We start from the raw sequence: 22,897 nt of genomic DNA, 5'->3' as shown, positions 1-22,897 counted from the left end.
ATTTTTTGGGCCGCTTCGCGCCCCAACGGGAGCAAGCTCCCTCGCCACAGGGACCGGTTCTGTCTTAACTGACTGGCATTAGGGCAAGCCGGCTCCCACACTTAGAACTGTGAACACATTCAAAATGTGTGAGCCGACTTGCCACCGATAGCGGTTTGCGCCTTAGCCAAAGAACCAGTAGCACACCGCAATAGCTGCGACGACACCAGCAAACTCCGCCAGCAAGGCACACCCAACGGCATGCCGCGCTCGCTGGATGCCCACCGAACCAAAGTACACCGCCAACACATAGAAAGTGGTCTCGGTACTGCCCTGGATCGTCGCCGCCACCAGCGCCGGGAAACTGTCCACACCCTGGGTCTGCATGGTTTCGATCAGCATCGCCCGCGCCGCGCTGCCGGAGAATGGCTTGACCATTGCGGTTGGCAGCGCGTCGACAAAACGCGTGTCCATGCCGGTCCAGGCCACCACATGGCGAATTCCCTCCAGGCCGAAGTCCAACGCACCAGAGGCACGCAACACGCCCACCGCACAGAGCATCGCCACCAGATAGGGCAACAGGTTCTTGGCGACGTCGAAGCCTTCCTTGGCGCCTTCGACAAACGCCTCATACACCTTGACCTTGCGCAAGGCGCCGATCACCAGGAACAGCATGATCAAGCCAAACAGCGTGAGGTTGCCAAGGATCGAAGACAACCCGGCCAGCGCCGTGGCGGACAGCGTCGCCAGCACGGCCATGAAGCCACCCAGCACCAATGCGCCCGGAATCAGGTAGGCCAGAACCACGGGGTCCCACAAGCGCAGGCGCTGCATGAACGCCACCGAGAGCAGGCCCACCAGCGACGAGGCGCTGGTGGCCAGCAGGATCGGCAGGAACACCAGCGTCGGGTCGACAGCGCCTTGCTGGGCGCGGTACATGAAGATGGTCACTGGCAGCAGCGTCAGCGATGACGCATTGAGCACCAAGAACAGAATCTGTGCGTTGCTTGCCGTGTTGGGGATAGGGTTGAGTTCCTGCAGCGCCTTCATGGCTTTGAGGCCGATGGGCGTGGCAGCGTTGTCCAGACCCAGGCCGTTGGCGGCGAAGTTGAGGGTGATCAAGCCGATGGCCGGGTGACCGGCGGGCACTTCCGGCATCAAGCGCCGAAAGAGCGGGCCCAGGGCCTTGGCCAGCCAATCGACAATCCCGGCTTTTTCGGCGATACGCAGAAAGCCCAGCCACAGCGTCAGGGTGCCGAACAGCAGCACCATGACCTCCACCGACAATTTGGCCATGGCGAAAATACTTTCCACCATCGCCGCAAAAATTCCGGCGTTACCGCCCACCAGCCATTGCGCCAGTGCTGACACCATTGCCACGACAAAGAAGCCAAGCCACAGGCCATTGAGCATCAGTTAAATCCCCCGAAAGATGGGGCGAATGATAGCGGGGCTGGCAGAAACGACAAACCCCGGAATTGTCCGGGGTTTGTGTCAGCGCAATCGAGCGATCAGCCGCGAGTGATCTCGCCGGCCGGCAGCGCCTCTTTGCTGCGCCAGTGCGGCAGCGAATTCCAGTAGCGCTCGCCCTTGGCATCGTCGTACATGCCTTCCCAGCGGGAGATAACCAGCACGGCCAACGCGTTGCCGATCACGTTCAGCGCGGTACGCGCCATGTCCATCACACGGTCTACACCGGCGATAAACGCCAGGCCTTCCAATGGGATGCCCACGCTGCCCAGGGTCGCCAGCAACACCACAAAAGACACACCCGGCACACCGGCAATGCCTTTGGAGGTGACCATCAGGGTCAGGACGAGCATCAGTTGCTGGCCGATCGACAGGTCGATGCCGTACAGCTGGGCGATGAATATCGCGGCGATGCTCTGATACAAGGTCGAGCCGTCGAGATTGAACGAGTAACCCGTCGGCACCACGAAGCTGCAGATCGCCTTCGGCGCGCCATAGGCTTCCATCTTCTCGATCACACGCGGCAGCACGGTTTCGGAGCTGGCGGTGGAGTAAGCAAGCACCAGCTCATCCTTGAAGATGCGCATCAGCTTGAGAATCGAGAACCCGAACAGGCGGGCAATCATGCCCAGCACTGCAAATGCGAAGAACAGAATCGCGACGTAAACCAGGATCACCAGCTTGGCCAATGGCAGCAGCGAGGCGAAGCCGAAGTTGGCGACAGTCACCGCTATCAGGGCAAATACACCGATAGGGGCGTACTTCATGATCATGTGAGTGACTTTGAACATGCTCTCGGACACGCCTTGGAACATGGTCACCAAGGGTTCGCGCAGCTCCGGCTTGAGGCTCGACAAGCCCAGGCCGAACAGCACGGAGAAGAAGATGATCGGCAGCATCTCGCCGCGGGCGACCGCCGCGAAAATGTTCGACGGGATCAAGTTGAGAATCGTCTCGATGAACGCATGCTCATGCTGCACTTCGGCGGCGGTCGCCTGGTACTTGGAGATGTCGACGGTGCCCAGGGTGCTCATGTCGATGCCGGCGCCCGGATGGAACAGGTTGGCCAGCAACAGGCCGACCACAATGGCGATGGTGGTGACGACTTCAAAATAGAGGATGGTTTTGACACCAATGCGGCCCAGCTTTTTCGCGTCACCGACACCGGCAATGCCCACGATCAGCGAGGAGATCACGATTGGGATGACGATCATCTTGATCAGGCGAATAAAGATATCGCCTGCCGGCTGCAGCACGTTGCTGATCCACCAGGCTTTCTCGGCACTGAAATGGTTGAGCACTGCACCGATTGCGATCCCCAGCACCAAACCGATGAGGATCTGCCAGGCGAGGCTTAGCTTTGCCTTCTTCATGTCATTACCCTTACTTCAAGTGAACTTAAGGCAAATGCGCCAGCTGGACCGCCCGAAAGCGAAAAAGTGTGTGCATCTACCTCCATGGAAGGTCACCGCAGCATGGCCGAAATGGCTTACTGGCAGGCGAAAAAAGGCGCAACTATTCCCATGCACGGGAGCGACGTCTAATGCCGTAAACGCCTACCCTATGCCGAATCGGCATGGCTTTTTTAAAAAATAATTGTCTGAACGGTCAGTTCGAATGCGCCATTTAAGCGGGTGAACCGGCCGTGAAGCTGCCCATACCGCCTTGCGCAGAGGTACTGCATGACTTGGGTAGTTGGCGAGAAATGCCTATAAAATCCGCAGCCTGGCGTCAGAATCAGCCCTTGGCGTCAGGAAAAATTTCTCGATGGATGGTCGCGCCGACACACTACGTAACGGTTGGCGAAAGGTAAAACGAGGAATGCAGGCTATGAGCGGCATGATGACCGGCTAGGCACGTCAGAAGCCCGCCGCAAGTTCAGCAAGCTTGAGTACTTGTGAACTTGCGTCGCAGCTTTTCACCTGACCCGGCCCTTGCGCAGGCACTCCCTGTGCCCGTAGGTCACGCCGATCCTGATTGATCAGAGCAACCCGGCCCCCTGGTCATGCATCGCCCTTGGCGAGCAATGCAAACAGAAAGAAGCAAAGTGGCTTCTTTCTATGGACGCCGGCTCCGTGAAACGGAACCTAGTACCAATTCGGATCTTTCTTCAGCTGCTCCATGAGCAGTTTCTTCATGCCTTCATCCGGCTTACCGAGAAAACGGTAATCGGCGTGCCGCGTCGGGGATTTGTCAGCCGGCAGACCAGCCGGGACTTCCACCAACATGGCGTAGGCATCTTCCTTATCGAGGCTGAAGGCGACGATCAGGCGCTTGTTCAGACAGGTATCTGCCGTTTCACACAGCGGCCCTACCAAATACTTGTCGCCATCCTCTTCGACAGCGTTCATCTGCTCAGCCGTACTCGAAAGGTTCATTACCCATTCCGGCAGGCGCTCTTCTTTCTTCACCACGCCTTGCCAGGTTTCACGGTACTGCGCATCCGTGCTGAGCAATTCGTTGGCCCGTGATTGGCCGTCGTTGGCGGCCATCACCAGGCCACTGCCGCCCAACAGCAAGGCGGCAGCGATGGCTTTAAAAGGCAGAGTGGTCATATTCAGCCTCGGCCTTTACGACCAAAGAAGAACGAAGCGATGAACATCACCAGGAAAACCACGAACAGAATCTTGGCAATACCCGTAGCGGTGCCTGCGATACCACCGAAGCCCAGGACTGCAGCCACAATGGCGATGATCAGAAATGTGATTGCCCAACTCAACATGGTGATTCTCCTTAAGCTTTCATAGGGGTAACAGCGGTGATGCCATGCAGCCGCTCGGCATGAGCGACGTTGTGTTGCTTAGAACACCCAGCGCTCTTGAACAGGCAGTTCACTCAGGGTGGAATCCTGGTCTGCCACTCTCAGCTGCGGGGCGGTTACATCGGCGGCGGTGCTGCCAACGGAACGGAAGTGGGTCTGGGTCATGACCGGACGCTCGAATTGCGGAGTTTGCGGCTGACTCTGCTGCCAATGCTGCATCTGCTGGCCGGCAATCAAGGTAACCATCAACGCCAGACTGGCGAACAGACCTTGCTGCAGGTGCAGCGGCGATAGACGCAATTGGCTGAGGCTTTGGCGAGTCATGCTGCTTCTCCCGCATTCTGATTATTCGTTCATAACGCTCTATGCAGTACCTATTGCAGAGCGCATGCCAGTTTTTTTGCAAAATAAATCATTTATAAATCAACAGGTTATGAATTAAGTGCGGAGATACGGCACAGCATCCTGCACGATGCCCTTCCAAGAGCCGTGCGAAATGCACGATGGCCAGTGGTCGGGCCGAGGGATCGAACATGGTTACGAGATGCCGAAGCGGCGAGAAGACATGAAAAGGCCACTAGATCGGGCCTTTTACCGGGGCATGTAGGAAGATGTGTAGATAGCTACGCGACGCTGCCTTTTATCGATCAGAATAAACCATGCAACTTGCCCGATTATTCCGGGACTAAACACCAACATTCACCAACATTCATAGTTAAGGAGCGCGGGACAGATGGAATCAGCCAAGGAACTTCAAGGCCGCATTCTTTTAGTGGATGACGAGTCCGCGATCCTCCGTACCTTCCGCTATTGCCTGGAAGATGAAGGCTACACCGTTGCCACCGCCAACAGCGCGGCTCAAGCCGACGCCTTGATGCAACGCCAAGTGTTCGACCTGTGTTTTCTCGATTTGCGCCTGGGCGAAGACAACGGCCTGGATGTATTGGCGCATATGCGTGTTCAAGCGCCGTGGATGCGTGTCGTGATCGTTACGGCGCACTCCGCCGTGGATACCGCTGTGGATGCCATCCAGGCCGGCGCCGCCGACTATCTGGTCAAACCCTGCAGCCCGGACCAATTACGCCTGGCCACCGCCAAGCAATTGGAAGTGCGCCAGCTCTCGGCACGGCTCGAAGCTCTGGAAGGCGCGGTGCGCCAGCCCAAGGATGGCCTCGACTCCCACAGCCCGGCCATGATGGTGGTACTGGAAACCGCGCGACAGGTGGCCGGGACCGATGCCAATATTTTGATCCTCGGCGAATCGGGTACCGGTAAAGGCGAGTTGGCGCGGGCCATTCACGGTTGGAGCAAACGCTCCAAGAAATCCTGCGTAACTATCAACTGCCCATCGTTGACCGCAGAACTGATGGAAAGCGAACTGTTCGGCCACAGCCGCGGCGCATTTACCGGTGCCAGCGAAAGCACATTGGGCCGCGTCAACCAGGCGGACGGCGGCACGCTGTTTCTCGACGAAATCGGCGATTTTCCGCTCACGTTGCAACCCAAGTTGCTGCGATTTATTCAGGATAAGGAATATGAGCGTGTGGGCGACCCGGTTACCCGCCGCGCTGACGTGCGCATCCTCGCCGCCACCAACCTGAACCTGGAAGACATGGTGCGCGACGGCCGCTTCCGTGAAGATCTGCTGTATCGCCTTAACGTCATCACCCTGCACCTGCCGCCCCTGCGCGAGCGCAGTGAGGACATCCTGACCCTGGCTGACCGGTTCCTGGCGCGCTTCGTCAAGGAATATGCTCGCCCGGCGCGCGGCTTCAGCGACCAGGCGCGCGAAGCACTGCTCAACTATCGTTGGCCCGGCAACATCCGTGAGCTACGCAACGTGGTGGAACGCGCCAGCATCATCTGCCCTCAGGAAAAAGTCGAAATCAGTCATCTCGGTATGGCCGAGCAACCGACCAACAACGCGCCGCGCATTGGTGCGGCACTGAGCCTGGACGAATTGGAAAAAGCCCATATCGGCGCCGTCCTCGCCACCAGCGATACGTTGGACCAAGCCGCTCGCACCCTTGGCATTGACGCGTCGACCCTGTATCGCAAACGTAAACAGTACAACCTATGAGCTGTACCTCATGAAGCTTGCGATGAAACTGCGCACTCGGCTGTTCCTGAGCATCTCGGCGCTGATCACCGTGGCCCTGCTGGGGCTGATTCTGGGCCTGGTCAGCGTGATGCAGATGGCCAAGACCCAGGAGTCGTTGATTCGCGCCAACTTCGTCACCTTGGACCTGGGAGTCAAGTTGCGCCAGAGCCTGGGCGATCAACTGATGATGATGCTCGAACAACGCCCCGATCCAGCGGCCCTGCAAGCTTCCAAGCAGCACTACTTCGAGCTGCTGGACCAGGGCATCGCCCATGAACAGCGCGACGGTCTTACCCACGGCTTCAGTCAGGCACGCAAGGACTACGAGAAGCTGCTGCAGGCATTTGACCAGTCCCAGCAAAACCCATCTCTACCGGGCAGCAAGGAAAAGCTCACTGAAACCTTCAATAACCTGCGTAATGGGCTAATCCTCCACCACAAGCTGGCGCTGGAAAATATCAGCACAAGCGAGCATAGATCCCGTGAGCGCGCACTGCTGATTGCGAGCTTGCTGGGGCTGGTAGGCCTTGCGGTGCTGATTATCGGCTTTGTGACCGCGCATGGCATCGCCCGGCGATTCGGCGGGCCAATCGAAGCGCTGGCCAAGGCTGCCGACAAGATCGGGCAAGGCGATTTCGAAGTGACGCTTCCGATATCGTCGGCGGCGGAAATGAACCAACTGACCCGCCGCTTCGGCATCATGGCCCAGGCGTTGCGCCAACATCAGGCTACCAATGTCGATGAGTTGCTCGCGGGTCAGCAGCGGTTGCAGGCAGTGCTCGACAGCATTGACGACGGCTTGCTGATGATTGATCGCCAAGGTCACCTTGAGCACCTCAATCCTGTCGCGCAACGCCAATTGGGCTGGGACGAGGAGCGCCTCGGCCAGGGCTTGGGCGAAGCGCTGGGCCGCCCGGAAATGGATGAACAGCTGCACCTGGTGCTGCGCGGCGGCAACCTGGAACGGGCGCCGGATGATCTGGAGGTGGAAGTCGAAGGCGAGTTGCGCCTGCTGACGTACAGCCTGACCCCGGTGAGCCACACACAGGGGCATATTCTGGGGGCGGTGATGGTGCTGCATGACGTCACCGAGCAACGCGCCTTTGAGCGGGTGCGCAGCGAATTCGTATTGCGCGCCTCCCACGAGCTGCGAACACCAGTGACCGGCATGCACATGGCCTTTGGGCTATTCCGCGAACGGGCCAAGTTCCCGGCGGAATCACGCGAAGCGGACCTGCTGGATACGGTCAATGAAGAAATGCAGCGGTTGATGCAGTTGATCAACGATTTACTCAATTTTTCGCGTTATCAGAACGGCCTGCAAAAACTCACGCTCGGGCCGTGCGATGTCACCGGCTTGCTGGAAAATGCCCGGGCTCGATTCGCCGAGCAGGCGAACGCGCAACGCATTGAATTGCTGGTGGAAGCTCAATCTGACCTGCCACGCTTGTATGCCGACCAGGCACAACTGGAGCGCGTGCTCGACAACCTGCTGGGCAACGCCCTGCGACATACTGCCGAAGACGGGCAGATTCGTTTGCAGGCGCGACGTCACGGCGAACGGGTGATTATCAGCGTCGAGGACAACGGCGAGGGCATTGCGTACGGCCAGCAAGGACGCATCTTCGAGCCTTTCGTGCAGGTGGGGCGCAAAAAAGGCGGCGCCGGCCTGGGGCTGGCGCTGTGCAAGGAGATCGTGCAATTGCACGGTGGCCGCATGGGTGTGTATTCACGGCCGGGGCAGGGAACGCAGTTCTATATGGCCTTGCCTCTGTAGCCGCAATGACTAACGTTGATTGAGGGCGCGTAGAATCGCCGCACTTTGCGCATCCGGCGTTCCGTCGAACAGCGATGGACGGAAATGCATCTGGAACGCCGCGATCACGTGACGCGTGGCCACATCCAGCTCACCGCTTTGCGGTGTCTGGTAGCCCAGACGCGCCAGTTCTTGCTGGAACCAGCTGACGCTCGGCAGTTGCGCGGCGTACTGCGCCTGGAATCGAGCCACTGCCTGGGCATCCGGCCAAATCCCCAGGCCTTCATCGGCCAGACGCTTCCAAGGGAACAATGGGCCAGGGTCCAACTTGCGCAGCGGTGCGATGTCGCTGTGCCCGATGATGTTTTTCGGCTCGATCCCGTTACGCTTGCTGATGTCCTTGAGCAACACCACCAGTGACTTCACCTGCGCTTCGGAGTAGGGGTACCACACCCGGCCGGTCGGGGTATCGCTATAGCCCGGGTTGACGATCTCGATGCCGATGGAGCTGGAGTTGAGCCAGGTACGCCCCATCCACTCGCTTTCCCCCGCATGCCAGGCGCGCTGGCTTTCATCCACCAGCTTGTAGAGGGTGCCTGAGGCGTCATCGCCGACCAGGTAATGGCTGCTGACCTGACCATGGGTCAACAACGCCAGGGAGCGCTCAAGGTTGGTCGAGGTGTAATGCAGCACAACGAACTGCACGCGATTGTCGTGGTTCATCGAAGGATGGCTGGTGTTCAGGCGGGGCCCGGCAGAGCAGCCGGCGAGCAGAACAACTACAACAGCGATAAAGAGAGATTTCATGGGGGAGTCATACACAGAGGACGATAACGCAACAGTGTAACGTAACGTTAAATCCGGGGCGGCCAAATTACAGAACGGAACATCTTTTACGCCGCCTGCACCTGATTACGTCCCGCCGCCTTGGCCCTGTAGAGCGCTTCATCGGCGCGCTTGAGCGCCAGGTCACTGCGCTCGCCCGGTTGGAACTGCGCAACCCCCATGGATACCGTGATGGTCACCGGCTCGCCCTTGAAGTGGAACGGGCAAGCCTCGATGGCCATTCGCAACACTTCACCCACGGCCAAAGCGTCGGCCAAGGCTGAGTCAGGCATCAGCAACACAAATTCTTCGCCGCCGAAGCGCGCAATAAAATCGGTCGCCCGCAGGCGCTTGCTCAGCACATTGGCGATGATCTTCAACACCTTATCGCCAGCCAAATGACCGTAGCCATCGTTGATGCGCTTGAAGTGGTCCAGGTCCAGCATGGCCAATGACAGGCTGTTGCCACGCTGATGCCAGGCATTGACCTCATGATCCAGGCGCTCACTCCAGGCCGCACGGTTGGGCAGGCCGGTGAGCGGATCGAGCAGCGCCTTCTGGCGCTGTATCTCCAAATGCTCACGGTAGCCCTGGGCTTCGTGCTCCATGTTCGCCACCCGCTCCGCCAGGCCCTGGAGGCGCGCGGCCACTTCCTGTTCGCGTTGGTCGCGCTGCTGCCGATGTTCGTCCATGGTGCCGAGCAAGCCTTCAAGGTGGCTTTCCAGCACCTGCTTGAGGCTGCCCAGATCGGCTGCTTCCTGCACGCTGTTTTGCAGGCCGTCTACCTGTTCGCGAATTTGCGTGTCCAGCTCACGAGCGGCGGAACGGCTGTCGGCGTGATCCTCACTGGCGAACTGCAAATGGCCCTGGAATGCCTCAAGACGCTCGTTGAGCTGTTTAAGATAAGCCTCGAACTCATGCTGGCCGCTGTCGGTAATGGCCAGCATCAGCACCGCCAGGTCATCGAGGATCGGCAGCAGCTCGTACCAGTTCAAGCCATGGGCCAGGCGCTCGCGCATGGCTTCGGCCTGGGGGCGGTGGTGCTCGGGCAGGGACAGATCTTCCAGCAGCCCGAGCAAGGTGCCTTCAATATGCTTGGCAACCGAGCTGTAGGACGGCTCGGGCGAATCGGGCAGGGCGTAGAAACCATTCGATTGCAGAGCATCCGTGTCAGATTCAACGGTATCCAATACGGGCGGGAGTGAAAGGCTGCCGATCAGCGTTTCTTCAGGGGTGTCGACGGGGTCTTGCGGCGCTTCGATAAAGGCGGCGAGAGCGCTTTCGGCAGCGGCTTCCTCGACCGGCGCTTCAGGCGCGGTGGGTTCGGGGGTTTCGTCAGGCGTGGGCGCGGGAAAGGTTTGAGCCGGCCCTTGGAGCTCGAACGTCGCGCTGGATGGCGCCTCTTCGACGGGTGTCGCTGGCTCTGGCGCGGAGGCGGCCGTTGTTTGCGACGACGGTGCAAAAGCCCGCAATGCCTGGGTCAGCTCCTCGAATTGGGCCGGCTCTGGAGATTCAGGCGCAGCTGGCGAGGGCGTGGCGGATTTGGGCGCAGGGGGCGCCTCGGGTTCGGGCGCCGGCGCTTCGTTCGAGAGCTCTTTGGCACCAAACAAGCGCTGCAATAAACCAGGCCCGGCGCGCGGCGTTTCGCCATCCGGCTCCAGGTTATGCAGCGCCTGCGCTTGCAGGCTGCTCAATTCACTGAGCAGCAGCGGTATTTCCCGTGCCTGTCCGACTCGACCGTCAAGCTGCTTGGCAAAGGTTTTCAGCGGGCGCGCCACCTCACGGGGCAGCGGAAGTTTCTGCAACTGTGCGACCAGGGCGGTGAGGGCGGTGCTGATCTGGTCGATGCGGGTTTCGCGGCGCTGCTCAGAATCCAGTACGGCCTTTTCCAGACGCGGCAGCAAGGCGGCAAGGGCAGCGTCCATGTCGTCTGTGCGCACGACATCGCGCATTTCCTTCATGCATTGATCGACAGCGCGGTCAGTACCCTCGGCCGCCAGCGTGCTGCGCACCAGCCCCCGGCGTAGCAGGTCGAGACGGGCTGCCCAGCCGCGTTCGAGCTTGTCCTGGTGCTCGATGCTTTGAAGGTACTTTTCTTTCCAGCGCTGGGCGTCGTCGCTCATGCAGTAGGTCCGCGAGGGCCGGGGCTCAACGCGGGTAATGCATCAGCCGTCAGCGAACCCGGCAGACGAATCTCTACCGCGACCGGCAGGTGATCGGAAATGGGCTGCGCCAGAACCTGCACTCTTTCCAGAGTGAGGCTAGGGCTGAGCAGGATATGGTCCAGACAGCGCTGCGGACGCCAGCTGGGAAACGTGGCTTCGACTTGCGGCGCCAGTAAGCCGAGGTCGCGCAGCGGGGAATTCAACAGCAGGTCGTTGGCATGAGTGTTCATGTCACCCATCAGTACCTGGTGCTTGTAGTTGCCAATCAAGTCGCGCACGTAGGCTAACTGAAGGTTACGCGTACGTCCGCCGAGGGCCAGGTGCATCATCACCACCACCAACGCTTCCGGGCCTTCGCCAAAACGCACGAGGATCGCGCCACGCCCTTTGGGGCCGGGCAACGGGTGATCTTCGATGACTGTCGGCTTCAAGCGGCTGAGCACACCATTGCTGTGCTGCGCCAAGCGCCCGAGGTTGCGATTGAGTTGTTGGTACCAGTAGGGGAAGGCGCCGAGCTGGGCAAGGTGTTCCACTTGGTTGATGTAGCCGGAGCGCAGGCTACCGCCGTCGGCTTCCTGCAGGGCGACCAGGTCGAAGTCGCTGAGCAGGTCGCCGATCTTTTGCAGGTTGCCGGTACGCCCCTTGTGCGGCAGCAAGTGCTGCCAGCCACGCGTGAGATAGTGCCGATATTTCTCGGTACTGTTACCCACCTGGATATTGAAGCTGAGCAGGCGCAAACGGCTGTCTGCCGGCAGGCCTGTGGATTCCAGGTGATGTTCGTTGACCTGCGGATCATGCAGGCCTACTACGCGTTCGGTACCCCAGCGGCGCATGGCGAGCCCCTTATTTGGCTGCGCGCTCTTTGGCGATCAGCTGGTCGGCAACATTGAGAGTCTCTTCAGGGCCACCGGTACTGCCCAGGTCGAAACGGTACTTGCCGTTGACGATCAGGGTCGGTACGCCTTGCACACCATACTTCTGCGCGAGTTCCTTGGCCTTTTTGATCTGGCCCTGGATAGCAAAGGAGTTGAAGGTGGCCAGGAACTTGTCTTTGTCGACGCCCTGGGTGGCCACGAAGTCAGCCATTTCGTCTGGCTTGGTCAGGCGCTTGCCTTCCTTTTGGATCGCGTTGAATACCGCGTTGTGGACCTTATGCTCCACACCCATGGCTTCCAGGGTCAGGAACAGTTGGCCGTGGGCATCCCATGGGCCGCCGAACATGGCCGGAATGCGCTTGAAGTTCACGTCCTTGGGCAGCTTTTCGGCCCAAGGGTTGATGGTCGGTTCGAAGGCGTAGCAATGCGGGCAGCCGTACCAGAACAGCTCCACCACTTCGATCTTTCCGGGTACCGAAACCGGTACCGGGTTAGTCAGTTCGACGTAGGTTTTACCGGCCTCAAGCGGCACGTCGGCAGCTTGTGCGGTCATGCCGAAGAGACTGGCAGTGACGAGAGCGGCGCTGAGGATCAGATTACGCATGCTTTACTCCTGGACAAATAAAGTCGCCTCGCGCGACCTTTAGGTGTGACAGGCCTACGCGGACATCAGTTCGTTAGTGTAACGGCAGCGGCCACAAAAAAGGGCGGCCTAAGCCACCCTTTTTATGCTTGCATCGATGGATTAATCGAGCGTTAACGTTGCCGCCTGTCAGTGCAAGCCTTGGATGTAACTGGAGATTGCGGCAATGTCTTCGTCACTCAACTTGCGAGCGATGGTGCGCATGGTCATTGCGTCGCCATCGTTGGCGCGGCCGGCTTCTTCTTTACGGAAGTCGGTCAACTGTTTGGCGATATAGGTAGCGTGCTGACCACTCAAGTGCGGGAAGCCTGCCGCGGCGTTGCCTGCGCCATTTGGCGAGTGGCAGCCAGTACAGGCGGGCAGGCCCTTGTCCAGGTCGCCGCCACGAAACAGCTTCTCGCCACGGGCCACCAGTTTCGGATCAGCAGCTCCCACGCTGCCTTTCTGACTGGCAAAATATGCCGCCATGTCCGCCATGTCCTGATCGCTGGAGTTGGCCAGCAAGCCGGTCATTTCCAGCACCACGCGCTTGCCATCCTTGATGTCGTGCAGCTGCTTGGTCAGGTAACGTTCACCCTGGCCTGCCAGTTTGGGGAAGTTCGGCGCCGGGCTGTTACCGTCCGGTCCGTGGCAAGCACCACACACGGCGGCTTTCGCCTGCCCTGCGGTAGCGTCGCCTGCAGCATGGGCAACACCGGTGATGCCCAAGGTCAACAGCAGACTCACGATCAGTTTGTTCATCAGCTAATCCAACTACGGCTAAGGGTTTAAGAGTTATCTACCGGGTTTACTCACCATCAACTCATTGATGGCCTGGTAATCCTCAGTACTGCAGTCCATGCACAAACCACGCGGCGGCATTGCCTTGAAACCCCGGGTCACGCGCTGCATCAGCGCGACCACGCAAACTCGGTTGTACAGCGCTTCCGATTCCTGTGTAGCCTGAGCGCCGTAAACGGGATCAGGGCACCAAAAGCGAGCAACCATCGGTCATACATCGACCTTTTCAGGGTTTGAGAGCGTTTTGCGTTCTAATGCGCAATGAAGGTCTTTCGCTCCCGTGAACTTCATCCTTCGCTGGGACAAAGCACACACAAAATCTGCGGCATTATATACTGGCGCTACTGAAACGGAAACGACACCGCTTGCCGCACCCTTTTTCGGCACCGCCCACATCGGAAATCTCATGCAACTCAAGAATCCCATCCTCGGCCTGTGCCAACAGTCCACCTTTATGCTCAGCGCCGCCAAAGTGGACCAATGCCCCGATGACGAAGGCTTTGAAGTCGCCTTTGCCGGCCGTTCCAACGCTGGTAAGTCCAGCGCACTGAACACCCTGACCCACGCCAGCCTGGCGCGCACCTCGAAAACTCCAGGTCGCACGCAACTGCTCAATTTCTTCAAGCTAGACGATGATCGGCGTCTGGTCGACCTGCCGGGCTACGGTTATGCAAAAGTCCCTATTCCGTTGAAGCTGCATTGGCAGCGTCACCTGGAGGCTTATCTGGGTGGACGGGAGAGTTTGAAGGGTTTGATCCTGATGATGGATATCCGTCATCCAATGACCGATTTCGACCTGTTGATGCTCGATTGGGCGGTGGCCAGCGGCATGCCGATGCATATTCTGCTGACCAAGGCCGACAAGCTGACCTACGGCGCAGCCAAGAACACCTTGCTCAAAGTGCAGTCCGACATCCGTAAGGGTTGGGGCGACACAATCACCATCCAACTGTTCTCAGCCCCAAAACGCATGGGCCTGGAAGACGCATACGCCGTACTGGCCGGCTGGATGGAATTGGCGGACAAAGGCGCGCAAATCGCCGAATAACGTTTGCGCAGGCAAAAAAAACCCCGGACTTCGTATGGGGAGGGAAGTTCGGGGTCCAAGTTCCGGACCGCTAGGGCGGGGTCCAGATATCTGCCAACACTTAACACAACATAGGAGCATTGAAGGGCTTCACCACCCATTCAGTACCTCTGAGTGGCAGTTCACACCTTAAGTTCCGGCAGGCTTAAAAAACACTTTGAAATAACTGACGACGCCTCCGACCTACAGCGCCTCGCCATCACGCACGGTAATGGCGAAGCCGCGCAATCAATGAGCCTCGTCCCAGTTATCGCCAACGCCCACGTCCACCACCAATGGCACGTCCAGCTGCGCTGCGGCGCTCATATGCTCGCGGATCCTCTGGCTGACCTCTTCGACCAGATCCTCACGTACCTCCAGCACCAGTTCGTCGTGCACCTGGAGGATGACCTTGGCGTCCAGGCCCGACTCGGCCAGCCAATTGTCCACCTTCACCATGGCTTTCTTGATGATGTCTGCTGCCGTGCCCTGCATGGGCGCGTTGATCGCAGTGCGCTCCGCCGCGGCGCGCTCCTGAGGCTTGTTGGAGTTGATATCCGGCAAGTACAGGCGTCGTCCGAAGAAGGTTTCCACATAGCCTTGATCCGCCGCCTGGGCACGAGTGCGCTCCATGTACTCGCGCACCCCGGGATAGCGGGCGAAGTACACATCGATATAGGCCTTGGCGGTCTTGGTGTCGACGCCTATGTCCTTGCCGAGCTTCTGGGCGCCCATGCCGTAGATCAGGCCGAAGTTGATCGCCTTGGCGCTGCGGCGCTGGTTGGAGGTGACCTCGGTCAATTCAACCTTGAACACCTCGGCCGCCGTGGCGGTATGCACGTCCAGATCATTGCGAAAGGCATTCATCAACCCTTCGTCCTTCGACAGGTGCGCCATGATCCGCAGTTCGATCTGCGAATAGTCCGCTGCCAGCAGCTTGTAACCCTTGGGCGCGACAAACGCTTGGCGAATGCGGCGCCCCTCAGCGGTGCGCACCGGGATGTTCTGCAGGTTCGGATCGCTGGAGGACAAACGCCCGGTCGCCGCCACCGCCTGATGGTAAGACGTATGAATACGCCCGGTACGCGGGTTGATCTGCTCCGGCAGGCGGTCGGTATAGGTGCTTTTGAGCTTGCTCATACTGCGGTACTGCATGAGCACCTTTGGCAACGGAAAATCATCCTCGGCCAGTTTGGCCAACACTTCTTCAGCGGTGGATGCCTGACCCTTGCCGGTCTTTTTCAGCACCGGCATCCCCAGTTTCTCGTAGAGAATCGCCCCGAGCTGCTTGGGCGAACCCAAGTTGAACTCTTCGCCGGCGATCTCGAACGCCTGGCGCTCCAACTCGACCATCTTGTTGCCCAATTCGATGCTCTGGATGCCGAGCAACGCCTTGTCCACCAGCGCGCCCTGGCGCTCGATACGCGCCAGCACCGGCACCAGCGGCATCTCGATATCCGTCAGCACACTGGCCAGGCTCGGGATCGCCGCCAGCTGCGCATGCAGCTTCTGGTGCAGGCGCAACGTCACATCCGCATCTTCGGCGGCGTATGGGCCGGCTTGCTCGAGGGCGATCTGGTCGAATGTCAGTTGCTTGGCGCCCCTGCCGGCGATGTCCTGGAAGCTGACGGTGTCGTGGTCCAGGTACTTCTTGGCCAGGCTGTCCATGTCATGGCGGGTCGCGGTGGAGTTGAGTACGTAGGATTCGAGCATGGTATCGAAGGCGATGCCACGCACGGTGATACCCTGCGCCGGGTCGCCACCGATGGCGCAGTTGGCCAGGATATTCATGTCGAATTTGGCGTGCTGGCCGACCTTGAGCTTGGTCGGGTCTTCCAGCAGCGGCTTCAAGGCCAGCAGCACAGTGTCGCGGTCCAATTGTTGCGGCGCGCCGACATAGGCATGCGTCAGCGGGACATAGGCAGCTTCGTGGGGCTGCACCGCGAATGAAACCCCAACCAACTGGGCCCGCTGGGCGTCGATGCCGGTGGTCTCGGTGTCGAAGGCAAATAACGTCGCATCGTTGAGTTTCTTCAGCCAGAAATCGAACGTGGCCTGGTCAAGGATGGTGGTGTAAACCGTCTCCACCGGCACCGATATGACCGCCTCAACGAGCACGTCGGCGACCGGAGCAACTTCGCTCGCCGTCTTGAGCTCGACACGCTTGGTATCGCGCTGGATCTCTTCGTACCAGCTCTTGAATTCAAGCAGCGTGTACAACTCGAGCAGCTTTTCGCGATCCGGCTCGATCAGGTGCAAGTCGTCCAGGCCGATATCCAGGGGCACGTCGATTTTGATCGTCGCCAGCCGATAGGACAGGAACGCCATCTCCTTGTGCTCTTCCAACTTGGCCGCCAATGTCTTCGCACCACGAATCGGCAGGGTCGGCACAATGTCCAACTGCTCATACAGCTCTTTCAGGCCCCCATTGACCCCTACCAGCAAACCGGAGGCGGTCTTCGGACCAATGCCGGGAACGCCAGGGATGTTGTCGGATGAATCGCCCATCAATGCCAGATAATCGATGATCTGCTCCGGAGCGACGCCGAATTTCTCCTTTACGCCCTCGATGTCCATCGAACTACCGGTCATGGTATTGACCAAGGTAATGTGCCCGTCCACCAGCTGCGCCATGTCCTTGTCGCCGGTGGAGATCACCACTGGGCGGTCAGCGGCGGCGCTGCTGCGGGCCAGGGTGCCGATCACGTCATCGGCCTCGACGCCTTCGACGCACAGCAACGGGAAGCCCAGGGCGATCACGCTCTGGTGCAGGGGCTCGATCTGCAGGCGCATGTCATCGGGCATGCTCGGGCGATTGGCTTTGTAATCGGCGAACATTTCATCGCGAAAGGTCCCACCCTTGGCATCGAACACGACGGCGAACGGGCTGTCCGGGTATTGCTTGCGCAGGCTCTTGAGCATGTTCAACACGCCCTTGACCGCACCGGTCGGCAGGCCTTTGGAGGTGGTCAGCGGTGGCAGCGCGTGGAAGGCGCGGTACAGATAAGAAGAACCGTCCACCAGGACGAGGGGCGCTTGGCTCATGAGCAGGATCAACCTTTTCGGCGGGTCAGGCGCTAGAATAGCCGGACCAATGAAAACAAAGGGACAAGGTTATCATGCGTACATTCAATCGCCTGCTGTTCACTGGCTTGATTGCACTCGCTCCGATGGCTGCCATGGCGGCAGACGATGCCCCTTCGGGTGATCCGGAAGTAACCATTCGCACGGAAGGCGACAAGACTATTCAGGAGTACCGGCAAAACGGCTTCCTGTACGCCATCAAGGTAACGCCAAAAGGTGCTCCACCGTATTTCCTGGTACGCGCGGACGGAACCGACGCAAACTTCATCCGCTCTGACCAGCCGGATATGCTGATCCCGTCATGGAAGATCTTCGAATGGAAATGATTCCCTAACTTCAACGGCGCCGCCCTGAGCGGCGCCCGTAACGGCAGTTTTAACCATGTCTGTGTTCACCCCCCTGGCTCGGCCCGAGCTGGAAACTTTTCTTGCCCCTTACGGGCTCGGCCGCCTGCTTGATTTCCAGGGGATTGCCGCCGGTAGCGAAAACACCAATTTTTTTATCAGCCTGGAGCAGGGCGAGTTCGTCCTGACCCTGGTTGAACGTGGCCCTGTCACGGAAATGCCGTTCTTCATCGAGCTGCTCGACGTGCTCCACGACGCCGACCTGCCCGTGCCTTATGCCCTGCGCACCACCGACGGCGTGGCCCTGCGCACGCTTGCCGGCAAACCGGCCCTGCTGCAGCCACGCCTGGCCGGCAAGCACGTCACGAACGCCAACGCCCAGCATTGCGCCCAGGTCGGCGACCTGCTCGGCCACCTGCACTTGGCGACCCAGGGCGACAAGGTACTGGAGCGCAAGACCGATCGCGGGCTGGATTGGATGCTCAGTGAAGGCGCGCAGTTGATTTCGCACCTGAACGACGCGCAACAGCGCCTTTTGCAGGATGCGTTGAGCGAGATCGAAGCCCACAAGGCGCAGATCCTCGCCCTGCCACGCGCCAACGTTCATGCCGACCTGTTTCGCGACAACGCTATGTTCGAAGGCACGCACCTGACCGGCCTGATCGACTTCTACAACGCCTGCTCGGGACCGATGCTGTACGACGTCGCCATCGCCTTGAATGACTGGTGTTCGGATGTCGATGGCGTGATTGATGGCCAGCGCGCCCGTGCGTTGCTGGGTGCCTATGCGGGGCTGCGGCGATTTACCGCGAAGGAAGCCGAGCTATGGCCGACCATGCTGCGCGTGGCGTGCGTGCGGTTCTGGCTGTCACGGCTGATCGCAGCTGAGTCGTTTGCCGGGCAGGATGTATTGATTCATGACCCGGCGGAGTTCGAGCATCGCTTGGCGCAGCGCCAGCAGGTCAGCGTCAACCTGCCGTTCGCCCTTTAACGACCGTCTCGGTTGATGTGGGAGCTGGCTTGCCAGTTCCCACAAGGGGATTGCGCCGGCTGTTACAGCGATTCCAGGCATCCGGCCAGGTCATTCCCGAGTTTTTCCAGCACCTGCTCGTAGCCCTGGGCCGTGGCCGGGGTGTAGCCGCCCAGTGCATCCAGTTCCGCCAGCTTCACCGGTAAACCCGCCACCAGCGTCTCAGCCAACCTTGGTCGCAAAGGCGGCTCGCTGAACACACAAGTCTTGCCCACTTCCTGCAAACGCGTACGCATCGCCGCCACATGCTGGGCGCCCGGCTGCACTTCGGCTGCAACGCTGAATACGCCGGCATGCTTCAAGCCGTAAGCGTCTTCAAAGTAATCAAAGGCTTCATGGAAGACAAAGTAAGGCTTGCCATCAACGCCGGCCAGTCGCGTTTTCAGGCGCGTATCCAGCGCATCCAGGCGGCCCTCGAAGGCCTTCGCATTGCTCTGATAACGCTCGGCGTTGGCCGGGTCGGCGGCACTGAGGTCAGCTGCCATCCGCGCCGCGATCACCCGCGCATTCACCGTCGACAGCCACAAATGCGCATCCACGCTGCCAGGGCGATGATCATGATCATGTTCGTCGGCATCATCGGCGTGAGAGTGGCTGTCTTCGCCGAAGCGACGCAGTTTCATACCTGGCAGATCCTGTACGGCGACCGTCGCCGCAGTACGACCTTTCAGCACGCGTGGCAGAAACGTCTCCATATCCGGCCCAATCCAGTACAGCAGGTCGACCGACTGCACGCGCCGTACGTCGGATGGGCGCAATGCAAAGTTATGCGGCGACGCACCCGGCGGCAGCAGCACCTCTGGAACGGCCACCCCGTCCTGCACAGCGGCGGCGATCAGCTGCAGCGGCTTGATGCTGGTCAGCACCTTGACCTCGGCCTGAGCGGCGCCAGCCACGAACAAACTGGTGATAAATACGACAAAAACGGGAAAAAGTCGGGACACGATGACCACTCAATGGCGTAGGAACAGGTAACATAATAACGTCTCTATCAAATATCTGTCGCCGCTCATGCCAATAACACCGCTTGCCAGCCGTCCCCACGATCACTCTCACTGCGTTCACAGCGCATTGTCGGAGGCCGATACCCTCTGCGCGCAGAAGGGTTTGCGCCTGACCGCGTTGCGTCGTCGCGTGCTGGAATTAGTGTGGCAAAGCCACAAGCCGCTGGGCGCATACGACATCCTCGGCGTACTCAGCGAGCAGGACGGCCGCCGCGCCGCGCCGCCCACGGTTTACCGTGCGCTGGATTTCCTGCTGGAAAACGGCCTGGTGCACCGCATCGCCTCGCTCAATGCCTTTGTCGGCTGCAACCATCCGGAACATGCGCACCAGGGCCAGTTCCTGATTTGCCGCCAGTGCCACGCCGCCATCGAGCTTGAACAAAAAAGCATCAGTGACGCCATCATCAAATGCTCGGCCGAAGTCGGCTTCAGCGTCGAAGGGCAAACGGTCGAAGTGGTCGGCCTGTGCTCGGGCTGTCAGGGGGCTTGATGAGCAATGCGTTAATCCGCCTGGAGCAGGTCGGGGTCACATTCGCCGGGCAAAACGTGCTGGATAACATTGCGCTGAGCGTGGAGCCTGGGCAGATCGTTACCCTGATCGGGCCCAACGGTGCCGGCAAGACCACCCTGGTGCGCGCCGTGCTTGGCTTGCTCAAGCCCGACCGCGGCAGCGTGTGGCGCAAGCCCAAGCTGCGCGTGGGCTATATGCCGCAAAAGCTGCATGTGGACCCTACGCTCCCGCTTTCAGTATTGCGCTTCCTGCGCCTGGTGCCCGGCGTCGACCGTGCTCGCGCGCAGGCGGCACTCAAGGAAGTCGGCGCCGAACAGGTGATCGACAGCCCGGTGCAAAGCATCTCCGGCGGTGAAATGCAGCGCGTGCTGCTGGCCCGCGCCCTGTTGCGCGAGCCGGAGTTGCTGGTGCTCGATGAGCCCGTGCAAGGCGTCGACGTCGCCGGCCAGGCCGAGCTGTACAGCCTGATCACCCGTCTGCGCGACCGCCACGGCTGCGGCGTGCTGATGGTCTCCCACGATTTGCACTTGGTGATGAGCACCACCGACCAAGTGGTCTGCCTCAACCGTCACGTGTGTTGCTCCGGTCACCCGGAACAGGTCAGCGGCGACCCGGCATTCGTCGAGCTGTTCGGCAAAAATGCGCCAAGCCTGGCGATCTACCACCACCATCACGATCACGCCCATGATCTGCATGGCGCCGTGGTTGAAGATCCCGCCGCACCCCACCCTCATGTTCATGGAGATAGCTGCAAGCATGGCTGATTTTCTGCTCTACGCCCTGCTGGCAGGCTTGGCTTTGGCGTTGGTGGCGGGCCCGTTGGGCTCGTTCGTGGTCTGGCGGCGCATGGCGTACTTTGGCGACACCCTGTCCCACGCGGCGCTGCTCGGCGTGGCCATGGGCTTCCTGCTGGATGTGAGCCCGACCATCGCGGTCACCGTCGGCTGCCTGCTGCTGGCGGTGTTACTGGTGACGCTGCAACAGCGCCAGCCGCTGGCCTCCGATACGCTGCTGGGCATTCTGGCACCGAGCACCTTGTCCCTGGGACTGGTGGTGCTGAGCTTCATGCATGAAGTGCGCATCGACCTGATGGCCTACCTGTTCGGCGATCTGCTGGCGATCAGCCCTACCGATCTGGCGTGGATCCTGGGCGGCAGCGCGGCGGTGCTGGTGTTGCTGGTGAGCCTGTGGCGCCCGCTGCTGGCGATCACCGTGCACGAAGAACTCGCCACGGTGGAAGGCTTGCCCGTGCCAGCCCTGCGCCTGGCGCTGATGTTGTTGATCGCGGTGGTGATTGCTGTCGCGATGAAGATTGTCGGCGTATTGTTGATCACGTCACTGTTGATCATTCCCGCCGCCGCCGCTCAGCGCCATGCCCGTTCGCCGGAGCAAATGGCAATCGGCGCCAGCGTGTTGGGCATGCTGGCAGTGTGTGGGGGCCTGGCGTTGTCGTGGTTCAAGGACACGCCGGCCGGGCCGTCGATTGTGGTGTCGGCGGCTGCCCTGTTTCTGCTGAGTTTTGTCCTGCCCCGTCGAGGGGTGTAGACTTGCTCGCTTTTTGCGCAAATAGAGAGTCGCAGGAATGAAGCCGTTCACTTTCCGTTATCTGCTCCTTGCCGCATTTTCCCTGCTGCTGGGCGCCTGTCAAAGCACACCGCCCGGCGCTCCCGAAGCACCGGACCCACGCGCTGCGGCCATCGCGCAGCTGGAACAAAACCTGGCCAGCAGCGAATTGGCCACCGCCGAAGACCAGCTCGCCACGTTGCAGGCCCAGTCGCCCAATGACCCGGCGCTTGAGGCCTACCAGCGGCAGTTGGCCGAAGCTTACCTGCAGCGCAGCCAGATCGTGCTGCAAAAAGGTGACGTCAACGCCGCCGCCACAGCCCTGAGCCGTGCCCGCGCACTGATGCCCAAGGCTCCGGCCCTGACCGGTGGCGTCAACAGCGCCATCAGCCATGCGCGCAAAGCCGAGCTGGATCAGGCCGAGGCCGCCTTGAAAGCTGCCGAAGCCAAGCCCGCCGCCAAAGTCATCGACCCGGCGGCGCCGAGCACCACCGTGGCGTTGAACCTGGCGGATGTCGAAGACATGCGCCATCAGCTGGATGCCATCGCCACCGACGTGGTGAATTACCAGTGCGACGTCAGCATCCAGGTGCCACGCACCCAGGATTACCCGTGGTTGGCCACTTTGCTGACCAAACGGGTCAAGCGTATCGATGCGGGGTATGACCTGAAAATTCACCGGCAGATTTTGAAGCATATTCCGGCGCAGGTTGTGCTGATTCCGCGTAAGGCAGACTAAACGCATCGGGGGCAAGCCCCCTCCCGCATTTGAACTGTGAATACATTCAAGTGTGGGAGGGGGCTTGCCCTAATGCCAGTCAGTTAAGACAGAACCGGTCACTGTGGCGAGGGAGCTTGCTCCCGCTGGACTGCGTAGCAGTCCCATTTTTGGGGCCGCTTCGCGCCCCAACGGGAGCAAGCTCCCTCGCCACAGGTCGCA

At 60.1% G+C, this 22,897-nt stretch carries 21 protein-coding genes and 1 pseudogene; 9 read left to right on the top strand and 13 right to left on the bottom strand.

Annotation, left to right across the window (positions count from 1 at the left end; genetic code table 11):
• Nucleotides 1-162: 162 nt before the first annotated feature.
• From Q1V60_RS16060 to Q1V60_RS16040, 5 genes are all read right to left on the bottom strand, one after another.
• Nucleotides 163-1,392 carry a spore maturation protein gene (locus Q1V60_RS16060; RefSeq protein ID WP_300632144.1) on the bottom strand — a complete coding sequence of 410 codons (1,230 nt, stop codon included), beginning with the start codon at nt 1,390-1,392 and terminating at the stop codon, nt 163-165.
• A 98-nt stretch (nt 1,393-1,490) separates the two neighbouring features.
• Nucleotides 1,491-2,822: a glutamate/aspartate:proton symporter GltP gene (gltP, locus tag Q1V60_RS16055; protein WP_124360655.1), complete on the bottom strand. Its 1,332-nt coding sequence runs from the start codon at nt 2,820-2,822 to the stop codon at nt 1,491-1,493.
• A 714-nt stretch (nt 2,823-3,536) separates the two neighbouring features.
• Complete coding sequence (locus Q1V60_RS16050) at nt 3,537-4,004, bottom strand: inhibitor of vertebrate lysozyme family protein (RefSeq protein ID WP_300632140.1); 468 nt, start codon at nt 4,002-4,004, stop codon at nt 3,537-3,539.
• A 2-nt stretch (nt 4,005-4,006) separates the two neighbouring features.
• Nucleotides 4,007-4,171 carry a DUF1328 domain-containing protein gene (locus Q1V60_RS16045; RefSeq protein ID WP_003187386.1) on the bottom strand — a complete coding sequence of 55 codons (165 nt, stop codon included), beginning with the start codon at nt 4,169-4,171 and terminating at the stop codon, nt 4,007-4,009.
• A 78-nt stretch (nt 4,172-4,249) separates the two neighbouring features.
• The gene (locus tag Q1V60_RS16040) at nt 4,250-4,534 is read right to left on the bottom strand and encodes a hypothetical protein (RefSeq protein ID WP_300632137.1); all 285 of its coding nucleotides are present in this window, start codon (nt 4,532-4,534) and stop codon (nt 4,250-4,252) included.
• A 409-nt stretch (nt 4,535-4,943) separates the two neighbouring features.
• On the opposite strand from Q1V60_RS16040, the gene algB reads away from it, so the two are divergent.
• Nucleotides 4,944-6,290 carry a sigma-54-dependent response regulator transcription factor AlgB gene (gene algB, locus Q1V60_RS16035; protein ID WP_300632134.1) on the top strand — a complete coding sequence of 449 codons (1,347 nt, stop codon included), beginning with the start codon at nt 4,944-4,946 and terminating at the stop codon, nt 6,288-6,290.
• A 10-nt stretch (nt 6,291-6,300) separates the two neighbouring features.
• Nucleotides 6,301-8,088: an ATP-binding protein gene (locus tag Q1V60_RS16030; RefSeq protein WP_300632131.1), complete on the top strand. Its 1,788-nt coding sequence runs from the start codon at nt 6,301-6,303 to the stop codon at nt 8,086-8,088.
• 9 nt (nt 8,089-8,097) lie between these two features.
• Here Q1V60_RS16030 and Q1V60_RS16025 read toward each other — a convergent pair whose 3' ends face one another.
• The 6 genes and pseudogenes from Q1V60_RS16025 to Q1V60_RS24960 form a co-directional block, all read right to left on the bottom strand.
• A complete protein-coding gene (locus Q1V60_RS16025; RefSeq protein WP_300632128.1) occupies nt 8,098-8,874 on the bottom strand; it encodes an N-acetylmuramoyl-L-alanine amidase in 777 nt (258 codons plus the stop codon).
• A gap of 86 nt (nt 8,875-8,960) precedes the next feature.
• Nucleotides 8,961-11,015, bottom strand: coding sequence for a diguanylate cyclase (locus tag Q1V60_RS16020; RefSeq protein WP_300632126.1), 2,055 nt, complete (start codon nt 11,013-11,015; stop codon nt 8,961-8,963).
• A complete protein-coding gene (locus tag Q1V60_RS16015; RefSeq protein WP_300632123.1) occupies nt 11,012-11,890 on the bottom strand; it encodes an endonuclease/exonuclease/phosphatase family protein in 879 nt (292 codons plus the stop codon). Before Q1V60_RS16015 ends, Q1V60_RS16020 begins: the two co-directional genes overlap by 4 nt.
• A gap of 10 nt (nt 11,891-11,900) precedes the next feature.
• The gene (dsbA, locus tag Q1V60_RS16010) at nt 11,901-12,536 is read right to left on the bottom strand and encodes a thiol:disulfide interchange protein DsbA (RefSeq protein WP_300632122.1); all 636 of its coding nucleotides are present in this window, start codon (nt 12,534-12,536) and stop codon (nt 11,901-11,903) included.
• Between the two features lie 168 nt (nt 12,537-12,704).
• Entirely contained in the window at nt 12,705-13,316 is a 612-nt protein-coding gene (locus tag Q1V60_RS16005; RefSeq protein ID WP_300632119.1) for a cytochrome c4, read from the bottom strand.
• 33 nt (nt 13,317-13,349) lie between these two features.
• Nucleotides 13,350-13,573: pseudogene (locus Q1V60_RS24960) on the bottom strand (cytochrome).
• 188 nt (nt 13,574-13,761) lie between these two features.
• Here Q1V60_RS24960 and yihA point away from each other — a divergent pair.
• Entirely contained in the window at nt 13,762-14,403 is a 642-nt protein-coding gene (gene yihA, locus Q1V60_RS16000) for a ribosome biogenesis GTP-binding protein YihA/YsxC (protein WP_300632117.1), read from the top strand.
• A gap of 267 nt (nt 14,404-14,670) precedes the next feature.
• Here the strand turns inward: yihA and polA are convergent, their stop codons facing one another.
• Nucleotides 14,671-17,466 carry a DNA polymerase I gene (gene polA, locus Q1V60_RS15995; RefSeq protein ID WP_300632115.1) on the bottom strand — a complete coding sequence of 932 codons (2,796 nt, stop codon included), beginning with the start codon at nt 17,464-17,466 and terminating at the stop codon, nt 14,671-14,673.
• Nucleotides 17,467-17,540: 74 nt separating this feature from the next.
• On the opposite strand from polA, the gene Q1V60_RS15990 reads away from it, so the two are divergent.
• Nucleotides 17,541-17,831: a DUF2782 domain-containing protein gene (locus Q1V60_RS15990; RefSeq protein ID WP_057725690.1), complete on the top strand. Its 291-nt coding sequence runs from the start codon at nt 17,541-17,543 to the stop codon at nt 17,829-17,831.
• A 55-nt stretch (nt 17,832-17,886) separates the two neighbouring features.
• On the top strand, nt 17,887-18,840 hold the full coding sequence (locus Q1V60_RS15985) for a homoserine kinase (RefSeq protein WP_300632113.1): 954 nt from the start codon (nt 17,887-17,889) through the stop codon (nt 18,838-18,840).
• A gap of 62 nt (nt 18,841-18,902) precedes the next feature.
• Here the strand turns inward: Q1V60_RS15985 and Q1V60_RS15980 are convergent, their stop codons facing one another.
• Entirely contained in the window at nt 18,903-19,832 is a 930-nt protein-coding gene (locus Q1V60_RS15980) for a zinc ABC transporter substrate-binding protein (protein WP_300632111.1), read from the bottom strand.
• A 58-nt stretch (nt 19,833-19,890) separates the two neighbouring features.
• Between Q1V60_RS15980 and Q1V60_RS15975 the strand changes: the two genes are divergently transcribed.
• The 4 genes from Q1V60_RS15975 to Q1V60_RS15960 are packed head-to-tail and all read left to right on the top strand — an operon-like array spanning nt 19,891 to nt 22,696.
• The gene (locus Q1V60_RS15975; protein ID WP_300632110.1) at nt 19,891-20,373 is read left to right on the top strand and encodes a Fur family transcriptional regulator; all 483 of its coding nucleotides are present in this window, start codon (nt 19,891-19,893) and stop codon (nt 20,371-20,373) included.
• Nucleotides 20,373-21,158, top strand: coding sequence for a zinc ABC transporter ATP-binding protein ZnuC (znuC, locus tag Q1V60_RS15970; RefSeq protein WP_300632109.1), 786 nt, complete (start codon nt 20,373-20,375; stop codon nt 21,156-21,158). The genes Q1V60_RS15975 and znuC overlap by 1 nt, the downstream gene beginning before the upstream one ends.
• On the top strand, nt 21,151-21,939 hold the full coding sequence (gene znuB, locus Q1V60_RS15965) for a zinc ABC transporter permease subunit ZnuB (RefSeq protein ID WP_300632108.1): 789 nt from the start codon (nt 21,151-21,153) through the stop codon (nt 21,937-21,939). Before znuC ends, znuB begins: the two co-directional genes overlap by 8 nt.
• 37 nt (nt 21,940-21,976) lie before the next feature.
• Nucleotides 21,977-22,696, top strand: a complete 720-nt coding sequence (locus Q1V60_RS15960; protein ID WP_300632107.1) for a PA5502 family lipoprotein — start codon at nt 21,977-21,979, stop codon at nt 22,694-22,696.
• The last annotated feature ends 201 nt before the right edge of the window (nt 22,697-22,897 follow it).

Origin of the sequence: Pseudomonas sp. (assembly GCF_030147005.1) — a bacterium.
Taxonomy (GTDB): Bacteria; Pseudomonadota; Gammaproteobacteria; order Pseudomonadales; family Pseudomonadaceae; genus Aquipseudomonas.
This window is presented reverse-complemented; position numbering and strand designations above follow the sequence as displayed.